Below are 7085 nucleotides of genomic sequence, written 5' to 3' on the forward strand. Positions count from 1 at the left end.
CGGGCGGCATGGCAGGCTTGAAGCCTCGCGTGCCATGTCGACCCCGGAGCGCCGGCCTTGGATCAGTTGGCTCTGTTGTTCGCCCTGCTGCTCGGGGCCCTGGTGAGCGTCCCGGTGGGCGACCGCCTCGGGGTGCCGGCCCCGGTGCTGATGACGCTGTTCGGCGGGGTCCTCGCGGTGGCCGACTTCGTGCCCAACGTGAACATCCCGCCCGAGCTGATCCTGCCCGGACTGCTGCCGCCGCTGCTGTACGCGGCCGTACGGCGCACCTCCTGGCGGCAGTTCACGACCAACAAACGCCCGATCCTGACCCTGGCCGTCGCCCTGGTGTTCGTGACCACGGTGTGCGTCGCCTTCGTGGCCCACGCGATCGTGCCCGGTCTGTCGGTCGCCGCCGCCGTGGCGCTCGGCGCGCTGATCGCCCCGCCCGACCCGGTCGCCGCGACCAGCGTCGCCGGACAACTCGGGCTGCCGCGCCGCCTGGTGTCGGTCCTGGAGGGCGAGGGGCTGTTCAACGACGTCACGGCCATCGTGCTCTACCACGTGGCGATCGCCGCCGCGGTGAGCGGACTGTTCTCGCCGTGGAAGGCCGGGCTCGCGCTGGTGCTGTCCGCCGTGGTGGCGGTGGCCGTGGGGCTGCTGCTCGGCTGGGGCGCGAACCGGGTGATGGACCTGCTGGGCGACCCGACCCTCCAGATCGGCCTGACCCTGCTGGTGCCGTACGCCTCCTACGTGCTCGCGGAGAAGCTCCAGGGCTCCGGCGTGCTCGCCGTGCTCACCACGGCCCTCTATCTCTCCGAGTACGCCACCGGCGCCGACGATGTGATGACCCGACTGGCGGGACACACCTTCTGGGACATCATCGACACCCTCGTCACCGGCGTCGCCTTCGGGCTGATCGGCCTGGAGCTGCACAACGCGATCCGTACGGCCAGCGGACGGTGGGGCGAGCTGCTCGGCTGGGCGGTGGCCGTCGCCGGTGTGGTGATCGTCGTACGACTGCTGTGGCTGCTCCCGGCGACCTGGCTGACCAAACGGCTGCACGCCCGGCGCGATGTGGAGGAGGAGATCCCCACGAGCTGGCGGGAGACGGTCGTGATGTGGTGGTCCGGGATGCGCGGGGTGGCCTCGGTCGCGCTGGCGCTGGCCATCCCCCTGGAGACCGACGCCGGCAAGCCCTTCCCGGACCGGGACGAGATCGTCTTCATCGCCTTCGGGGTGATCGTCGCCACCCTGGTGATCCAGGGGCTGACTCTGCCGTGGCTGGTCAGACGGCTGGGGGTGCAGGCCGACGCCGAGCGGGAGAAGGAGTCCGAGAAGGAGCTGGCGGTGCGCGCGGCCAAGGCGGCCAAGCGCCGGCTGCGGGAGATCGAGCAGGTGGAGGACCTGCCCGAGGAGCTGTCCGAGCAGATGCTGCGGCAGGCCTTCGACATCGGCATCCGGATCAGCCCCGACATGGGCGAGGAGGAGCGCCGCGAGGCACAGCACCAGCGGGCCAAGCGGCTGAAGCGGATCAGGCGTATCCAGGGCGAGATGCTCAGCGCCGCCCGGCACGAGGTGCTCGCCGCGCGCAGCGAACCGGGGATGGACCCGGAGATCGTGGACCGGATTCTGCGCCATCTCGATGTGCGCAGCCTGCGCTGACGGCGCTCGGCCGGCTGTGTATATCGGCCAGCTGTGTATATCCGGTCATACAAATACCCGGTGGCTGTGGACAACCGGAAGCGCCGTCCGCCGCGGACTCCTACTCTCGGATCATGACTCGCAACATCGTGATCAGCGGAGGCGGTACGGGCATCGGGCTGGCGACGGCACGTGCCTTCGCCGCGGGCGGGGACCGGGTGCTGCTCCTCGGACGGCGCGCGGAGGTGCTGGAGAAGGCCGGGGTGCCGGGGGCGCTCACCCACGCGGCCGACCTCACCGAGCCCGCCGAGGTGCGGGAGGTGGCCCGGCTCGTCGCCCGGGAGTTCGGCACCGTCGATGTGCTCGTGCACAGCGCGGGGGGCTCCGGCGCCCTGGAGCCACCGGCCGGCAGCGAGGACCCCCTGGACCGGGTCGCCCATGCCTGGAGCGTCGCCTTCAGACTCAACACCCTGACCGCGGTGCTGCTCACCGAGGCCCTTCAGGAGCGGCTCGCCGAGCCCGGCGGGCGGGTGCTCTTCCTCAGCTCCATCGCCGCCTACCGCGGCTCGGGCAGCGGCGCCTACGCGGCGGCCAAGGCCGGGCTGCACCCCTTCGCCCATGATCTGGCCCGCCGGCTGGGCCACCGGGGCATCACGGTGAACGTGGTCGCGCCCGGTTACATCGAGGACACCGACTTCTTCGGCGGCGGCATGTCCGAGGAGCGGCGCGGACAGCTCGTGGCCGAGACCTCCACCGGCCGGGCGGGCGAGCCGGGCGATGTGGCGGCCACCCTGCACTGGCTGGCCTCGCCCGCCGCCGGGCACATCACCTCACAGATCATCCAGGTCAACGGAGGCGCCGAACGCGGCCATTGAACCGGACCGAGGCGCCCACCGGCCCCTCACCGGTCCCGCCCCGCTCAGCTCCGTCCGGTGCGCGGGAACTCGTACGCCTTGCGCAGGGAGTGGCGGTCCGGGGAGGGCACGCGGTAGGGCGGCAGCACCGCGTCCGAGGTGTTGACCCGGGGCAGCGCGTAGGGGTGCTCCGCGGACAGCCAGGTGATCATCTGCTCGCGGACCGCGACCCGCACCGTCCAGATGTCGTCGGCGTCCTTCGCCGTCACCAGCGCGCGCACCTCCATGGTGTTGGCGGTGGAGTCGGTGACCACCAGGTTGGAGGCACGGCCGTCCCAGGCCGGGCACTGGCGCAGGATGTCCCGCAGCTTCTCGCGCATCGCCTCCAGGGGCGCGCTGTGGTCGAGCTGCCAGAACACGATCCCGGTCATCTGCGGGGTGCCCCGCGACCAGTTCTCGAAGGGCTTGGAGGTGAAGTACGACACCGGCATGGTGATCCGGCGCTCGTCCCAGGTCCGTACCGTCAGAAAGGTCAGGGTGATCTCCTCGACCGTGCCCCACTCGCCGTCCACGACCACGGTGTCGCCGATGCGGACCATGTCGCCGAAGGCGATCTGGAGCCCGGCGAACAGGTTCGACAGCGTGGACTGCGCGGCGACACCGGCCACGATGCCGAGGACACCGGCCGAGGCCAGCAGGGAGGCGCCCGCGGCCCGCATCGCCGGGAAGGTCAGCAGCATCGCGGCCATCGCGACCACGCCGACGACCGCCGCGACCACCCGCATGATCAGCGTGACCTGGGTGCGCACCCGCCGTACCCGCGCCGCGTCGTGGTGGGCGCGCGCGTAGCGGCTGTACGTCGTCTCGACCACGGCGCCCGCGATCCGGATCGCCAGCCACGCCGCGGCCCCGATCAGCACCAGGGTCAGGGTCCGGCCGACGCCGACCCGGTGCTCCTCGAACAGCTCGGCCTGGTCGTACGAGCCTCTGAGCAGGGCCGCGCACAGGACCAGCTGGTACGGGACGCGGGCGCGCCGCAGCCGGTCCCACAGGGGGGTCTCGGGGTGGCGTTCGTCCGCCTTGCGCAGCAGCACGTCGGTGGCCCAGCCGATGAGGACGGTCAGGAACAGGGACGCGCCGACCACGGTCACAGGGCGCAGTACGGTCTCCATGCCTTGGAACGTAACCGGCTACGGCGATCGTGAACCTGTGACTTGTCCCGCTCCCGGGCACAGCCCCCGGAGCTGGCACCATGGGCTCATGAACATCATGCTCTTTCACTCGACCTATGGGCTCAGGCCCGCGGTGCGCGATGCCGCTGACCGGCTGCGCGCGGCCGGCCACGAGGTGTGGACTCCGGACCTCTTCGAGGGGCGGACGTTCGACACCGTCGAGGAGGGCATGGAGTTCAGCGACGGGATCGGCAAGGAGGAGCTGCTGAAGCGGGCCGTGCTGGCGGCGGCGCCGTACTCGGAGCGGGGTCTGGTCTACGCCGGGTTCTCGCTCGGCGCCTCCGTGGCGCAGACCCTCGCCCTCGGCGACGACAAGGCGCGCGGGCTGCTGCTTCTGCACGGCACCTCGGACATCGCGCCGAACGCGCACGTGGACGAGCTGCCGGTGCAGCTGCACGTGGCCGAGCCGGACCCGTTCGAGACGGACGACTGGCTCAGCGCCTGGTACCTCCAGATGGGCCGCGCGGGCGCCGATGTGGAGGTCTACCGGTACGCCGGGGCCGGGCATGTGTACACCGACCCCGACCTGCCGGACCACGACGCGGAGGCCGCCGAGGCGACCTGGCGCGTGGCGCTCGGCTTCCTCGACGGCCTGCGGACCGCCTAGACCGGGTCGTAGGTGCGCTCGACCTTCTGCGTGCCGGTGCGGGTGCGGTACGAGCGCTCCCACTTGGCGGTGGCGTTCTGGTCGGTGCGGTCGGACAGGACGTAGTAGTCCATCTGGGCGCGGTCGGTGGTGATGTCGAGCACGCCGAAGCCGTGCCGGTCGGTGTCCACCCAGTGGACGTGCCGGTTGGCGGCCTCGATGAGCGGCGCGGCGACCGCGGAGACGAGGCCCTCGGGGACCTTGACGATGTCGTCGAGGTTGTCGGAGGTCACCGAGGTGATGACGAACTCGGTGGCGGCCGACTCCGACAGCGGGTAGGTGCCCGCGTCCACCGGCACGTCGTTGGCCCAGGACATGTGGATGTCACCGGTCAGGAAGACGGTGTTGCCGATGTTGTTCGACGTCAGGTGGTCGAGGAGTTCCCGGCGGTCGTGGGTGTAGCCGTCCCACTGGTCGGTGTTGACGCCTATGCCGCCCTGCGGCAGGTCGAGCAGCTGGGCGAGCGGCTTGAGCAGGTCCGCGGTGAGGGAGCCGATGACGAACGGCGCGATCATCACCGAGTTGCCGACCAGCCGCCACTTGGTGTCGGACGCCTTCAGGCCCGCCTTCAGCCAGTCGAGCTGGGCCCGGCCGGTGATGGTGCGGCTCGCGTCGTCCACCGAGCCGCTGGTCCCGGACACCTGCTGGGAGCGGAAGGAGCGCAGGTCCAGCAGGGACAGGTCGGCGAGCTTGCCGAAGCGCAGCCGCCGGTAGGTGGTGCCCTCGATCGCCGGGCGCACCGGCATCCACTCGAAGTAGGCCTGCTTGGCGGCGGCCTTGCGGGCGGTCCAGGTGCCCTCGGCGCCCTCGGTGTGGTTGACCGCGCCGCCCGACCACGCGTTGTCGGCGAACTCGTGGTCGTCCCAGATCGCGATGACCGGCGCTTTCAGGTGCAGGGCCTGGAGGTCGGCGTCGGTCTTGTACTTGCCGTGCCGGGTGCGGTAGTCGGCGAGCGTGATGATCTCGTTGGTGGGGGCGTGCTGCCGGATCACCTTGCCGCGGGCCGCGTACTCGCCGGACTTGTACTCGTAGATGTAGTCGCCGAGGTGCAGCCAGGCGTCGAGGTCGCCCCGCGCCGCGAGGTGGCGGTACGAGGAGAAGTAGCCGGCCTCCCAGTTGGCGCAGGTGACCACGCCGAAGCGGAGCCCGGAGACGTCCGCGGTGGCGGCCGGGGCGGTGCGGGTGCGCGCGACGGGCGAGTCGGTGCCGCCGCAGGAGAAGCGGAACCAGTAGTCGGTGGCCGGCTGGAGGCCGCGGATGTCCGCCTTCACCGTGTGGTCCGAGGCGGCCGTCGCGGTGGTGGAGCCCTTGCTGACGACCTGGGTGAGCGCCTTGTCGGTGGCGACGACCCAGCTCACCACGGTGTCCGGGCCGATACCGGAGCCGGGGGTGGCGTCCGGGGTCGGGGTGATGCGGGTCCACAGCAGGATGCCGTCGGGCAGCGGGTCACCGGAGGCCACACCGTGCAGGAAGGCGGGGGCCTGACCGGAGGCGCGGGCGGGCAGGGCGGCGGCGAGCGGCCCGGCCAGCACAGCGGTCGCCGCCGCGGCCTTGACGACCGTACGGCGGCGAGGGGAAGGGGAGTTGAGGCCCTGGGAGGCCGGGAGTGATCTGTTTCGACTGGTCACGGCCGATCAGGTTACCGAGCGGTAGAACAAAAGAGCGGGCGAACAAGGAATGTTCGCCCGCTCTTCACCGAGCCGTCGGTTTTCGAAGGGGTGCCGACACCCTGGAGTTCGTCGGCCGGGAGGGGATCGTCAGCCCTTGACGGCCGCGTCGATGACCTTGTTGAACTCGTCCACCGACGTGATCATGTTGCCGCCGTTGAGCTGCTTGCCGTCCATGACGAAGGCCGGAGTACCGGTCACGCCGTCCTTGTTGTTGTCGAACTGCTTCGACATGTTCACCGCCCAGGCGTCATAGGTGCCCTTCTTGACGGCGTTCTGGAAGGTGGCGTTGCCCTTCAGCGCCGGGACGGTGTCGGCGATCTTGATGAGGTAGCTGTCGTCCTTGAACTTGTCGTCGTTCTCGTCCGGGTGCCACTTCGTGGAGTACAGCGCGGACTTGTAGTCCAGGAACGCCTCGGGGCTGATGTTCAGCGCGGCGCCGAGCGCGCTCAGCGCGTTCTTGGAGCCCACACCGTTGTCATGGGCGTCCAGGAACGTGGCGCCCACGTACTGGTACTTGAACTTGCCGTCGTCGATGTCCTTGTGCAGCGTCGAGCCGACCGTCTGCTCGAACTGGGCGCACACCGGGCAGCGCGGGTCCTCGTACATCTTGAGGGTCTTCTTGGCGCTCGCCTTGCCGATGACGACCGTGGTGCCCTTGGCGCCCTCGGTGTGGGCCGGGGCGACGACCTTCGCGTTCTTCAGGCCCTCCCAGTAGCTGGGCTTGTTGGCCTGGACGACGGCGTAGCCGATGCCGCCCGCGGCCGCGAGCGCGACCACGACGCCGCCGGCCACGAACGCCTGGCGCCTGGCCTTGTCGCGCTTGGCCTGGCGCTCGCGCTCCACGCGCAGCCGCTCCCGGGCCGCGTTCTTCGACGCCTGGCTGTTCCGCTTGCTCATCTGGGTGTTCTCCCTGGGGGTCGCGCAGTTGCCCTGCGCGGGGTACGAGTGGGGGACGGGTGCGTCGCTCACCAGGAGGCGAGCGGAGCGGCGCACGGCGGTCCACGCCGTCCCAGGGAGTGGGCGAGAAGCCGGTCGCGGGCGGCGGCCCGGCGCCGGGCCG

The 7085-nt window shown here is 70.9% G+C and carries 6 protein-coding genes; 3 read left to right on the forward strand and 3 right to left on the reverse strand.

Annotated features, from left to right (window positions below):
• The first annotated feature begins 57 nt into the window (after positions 1 to 57).
• Complete coding sequence (locus CCN72_RS11630) at positions 58 to 1644, forward strand: Na+/H+ antiporter (RefSeq protein WP_085564291.1); 1587 nt, start codon at positions 58 to 60, stop codon at positions 1642 to 1644.
• Between the two features lie 113 nt (positions 1645 to 1757).
• Complete coding sequence (locus CCN72_RS11635; RefSeq protein WP_086807452.1) at positions 1758 to 2498, forward strand: SDR family NAD(P)-dependent oxidoreductase; 741 nt, start codon at positions 1758 to 1760, stop codon at positions 2496 to 2498.
• Positions 2499 to 2542: 44 nt separating this feature from the next.
• Here CCN72_RS11635 and CCN72_RS11640 read toward each other — a convergent pair whose 3' ends face one another.
• Complete coding sequence (locus CCN72_RS11640) at positions 2543 to 3649, reverse strand: mechanosensitive ion channel family protein (protein ID WP_086807453.1); 1107 nt, start codon at positions 3647 to 3649, stop codon at positions 2543 to 2545.
• A gap of 88 nt (positions 3650 to 3737) precedes the next feature.
• Between CCN72_RS11640 and CCN72_RS11645 the strand changes: the two genes are divergently transcribed.
• Entirely contained in the window at positions 3738 to 4316 is a 579-nt protein-coding gene (locus CCN72_RS11645) for a dienelactone hydrolase family protein (protein WP_086807454.1), read from the forward strand.
• Here CCN72_RS11645 and CCN72_RS11650 read toward each other — a convergent pair.
• Together CCN72_RS11650 and CCN72_RS11655 are read right to left on the reverse strand one after the other, a co-directional pair.
• Entirely contained in the window at positions 4313 to 5983 is a 1671-nt protein-coding gene (locus CCN72_RS11650) for an alkaline phosphatase D family protein (protein ID WP_086807455.1), read from the reverse strand. The genes CCN72_RS11645 and CCN72_RS11650 overlap by 4 nt on opposite strands.
• Positions 5984 to 6112: 129 nt before the next feature.
• On the reverse strand, positions 6113 to 6922 hold the full coding sequence (locus CCN72_RS11655) for a thioredoxin domain-containing protein (RefSeq protein ID WP_086807456.1): 810 nt from the start codon (positions 6920 to 6922) through the stop codon (positions 6113 to 6115).
• Between the last annotated feature and the right edge of the window lie 163 nt (positions 6923 to 7085).

The organism is Streptomyces murinus (assembly GCF_002154555.1).
Lineage (GTDB): Bacteria > Actinomycetota > Actinomycetes > Streptomycetales > Streptomycetaceae > Streptomyces > Streptomyces murinus.

Bases quoted from the DNA above. Each gene is read 5' to 3' on its own strand.
- CCN72_RS11645 (WP_086807454.1), top strand. From the start codon at position 3,738: ATGAACATCATGCTCTTTCACTCGACCTATGGGCTCAGGCCCGCGGTG.
- CCN72_RS11635 (WP_086807452.1), top strand. From the start codon at position 1,758: ATGACTCGCAACATCGTGATCAGCGGAGGCGGTACGGGCATCGGGCTG.
- CCN72_RS11655 (WP_086807456.1), bottom strand. From the start codon at position 6,922: ATGAGCAAGCGGAACAGCCAGGCGTCGAAGAACGCGGCCCGGGAGCGG.
- CCN72_RS11640 (WP_086807453.1), bottom strand. From the start codon at position 3,649: ATGGAGACCGTACTGCGCCCTGTGACCGTGGTCGGCGCGTCCCTGTTC.